This window comes from Streptomyces sp. NPDC000941 (assembly GCF_053599555.1).
In genome coordinates, this window is the sequence record NZ_JBSFMM010000512.1 from 1 (window position 1) to 2,131 (window position 2,131).

The window sequence follows — 2,131 nt, forward strand, 5'->3', positions numbered from 1 at the left end:
GACCAGGCCGGCTTCCCCAACGGCCGCCGGCTGACCGATGACGTCCTGGACATCGCGCTTCAGGTCGTCGAGGGCGAGCTGCTCGGCGAGAAGAACGACCTGGGCGACGCGGTGGACTCGAACGCCGACCAGAAGTTCGGCGGCTACTTCCCGTACATCGGGCTGCCCAACTCCGGCTCGGACGCGAAGAGCTCCACCAAGAGCGCCACGACCACGGCCGACGGCCGCACCCTGCTGAACGGCGGCTCCGGCATCGTCTCCACCACCACCGAGGACAACAACACCCTGCTCGCCACGTCCGCCGCCGCGGGCGGCGCGGCGGTGCTGCTGCTGGTCGTCGGCCTGACCTGGCGCCGGCGCCGGCAGCGGCTGGTGCGGGTGCACACGCGCAGGCACTGATCGGGCGTGCGACGGGGGTCGGTTCCGCGCACCGGCCGGTGGGCGCGTTCGAGCAGAAATGCGAGAAGAAACGCGCCCGCCGGCCCGGACCGGCGAGCACGGGCCCGCTTCCGTACGTACATCCCGGTAGCACCGGCACCCGCCGGCACCCGAGCCCTGAACGCCCATCATCCGAAAGGCAGCCGCAATGCCCGTCCCCGTCCGGCATCTCGTCCGCACCGCCGCCGTCGTCGTCACGCTCGCGACGGGGCTCACGGTCGCCGCGTTCGCCGTCGGCGGGTCCGACGACCGCGCCTCCGGCGCACGGACCACCGCCGTGCTGCCCGCCGGCCGGGCGGCGCTCGACCGGGTCAGCTCCGAGGACCTGGGGAAGAGCATCAGCGCGCTCCAGGCCCGTCTGCGCGCCAAGCCCAAGGACGCGGCCGGCTGGGCCACCCTCGGCGCCGCCTACGTCGAACAGGCCCGCACCACCGGGGACCCCACCCGCTACCCCCAGGCCCAGAAGGCCCTCGCCCGCTCCCTGTCCGCCCAGCCGCGCGACAACGACCCGGCCCTCGCCGGCCGCGCCGCGCTCGCCGCCGCGCGGCATGACTTCCCCGGCGCGCTGCGGGACGCCGACCGGGCGCTGAAGGTCAACGCGTACAGCGAGCGGGCGCTCGCCGTCCGGGTCGACGCGCTCGTCGAACTCGGCCGGTACGACGAGGCGTACGCCGCCGCCAGGCGCGCCGACTCGCTGCGCCCCGGTATCCCCGTCTTCACCCGTCTCGCCTACGTCCTGGAGCTGCGCGGCGACCCGGCCGGCGCCCGCCGCGTACTGCTGCGCGCGCGGAAGTCGGCGACCGCGCCCGGGGACGTGGCGTACGTGGCCACCGCGCTCGGCCAGCTGGCCTGGAGCCAGGGCCAGTTCCCCCGGGCGCGCGGCCACTACGCCGACGCGCTGCGCGCCGAGCCCGGCTACCTCCCCGCCCTGGAGGGCCGCGGCCGCACCCACGCCGCGCTCGGCGACCTCGACGCGGCGGCCCGCGACCTGGGAGAGGTCGTACGGCGCTACCCGCTGCCCGCCGAGCTGGCCGCCCTCGGCGAGGTGTACGAGGCGCGCGGCGACCGCACCCGGGCCCGGGAGCAGTACGCCGTGGCCGCCACCTGGATCGACCTGGCGCGGGCCAACGGTGTGGCGACCGACCTCGACAGCGCGCTGATCGCCGCCGACCACGGCGACCGTACGGAGGCGCTGCGGGCGGCCAGGGCCGAATGGGGCCGCCGGCACAGCGTGCACACCGCCGACGCGCTGGCCTGGGCGCTGCACCGGGCCGGCCGCGACCGCGAGGCCCTGACCTACGCCAAGTCCGCCGCGGCGCCCGGGTACCGCAACGCGTCGTTCCTCTACCACCGGGGGGTCATCGAGAAGGCTCTCGGCGACACCGCCTCCGCCCGCCGCCACCTCACCGCGGCCCTCGACCTCAACCCGGCCTTCTCCCCCACGGGCGCCCGCGCGGCGAAGGCGGCGCTGAAGGGGCTGGGCGGCCCCCGATGACCGGCCGCTCGGCGCTCGGCCCACCCGGCGGGCGCCAGCACCCGCTGCCCGGCCGCTCGTCCGCATGGGCATCCCGAGGGGGCCGCCCGCCAGCGCACCCGGGTGGAGCGGCTGAAGACCGAGCGGGAAAAGGCCGTCCAGCACGCCGACGACCTCGGCTACCAAGTCGAGGTGCTGCGCGCCAAGCTGCACGAGGCG

The 2,131-nt window shown here is 76.5% G+C and carries 2 protein-coding genes; both read left to right on the forward strand.

The window, feature by feature from the left end; translation table 11 throughout:
- A partial coding sequence (locus tag ACWDSL_RS53165; RefSeq protein ID WP_450496940.1) for a DUF4331 family protein occupies positions 1-399 on the forward strand: 399 nt, incomplete at its 5' end.
- A gap of 187 nt (positions 400-586) precedes the next feature.
- Positions 587-1,933, forward strand: a complete 1,347-nt coding sequence (locus ACWDSL_RS53170; protein WP_450496941.1) for a tetratricopeptide repeat protein — start codon at positions 587-589, stop codon at positions 1,931-1,933.
- Positions 1,934-2,131: the final 198 nt, after the last annotated feature.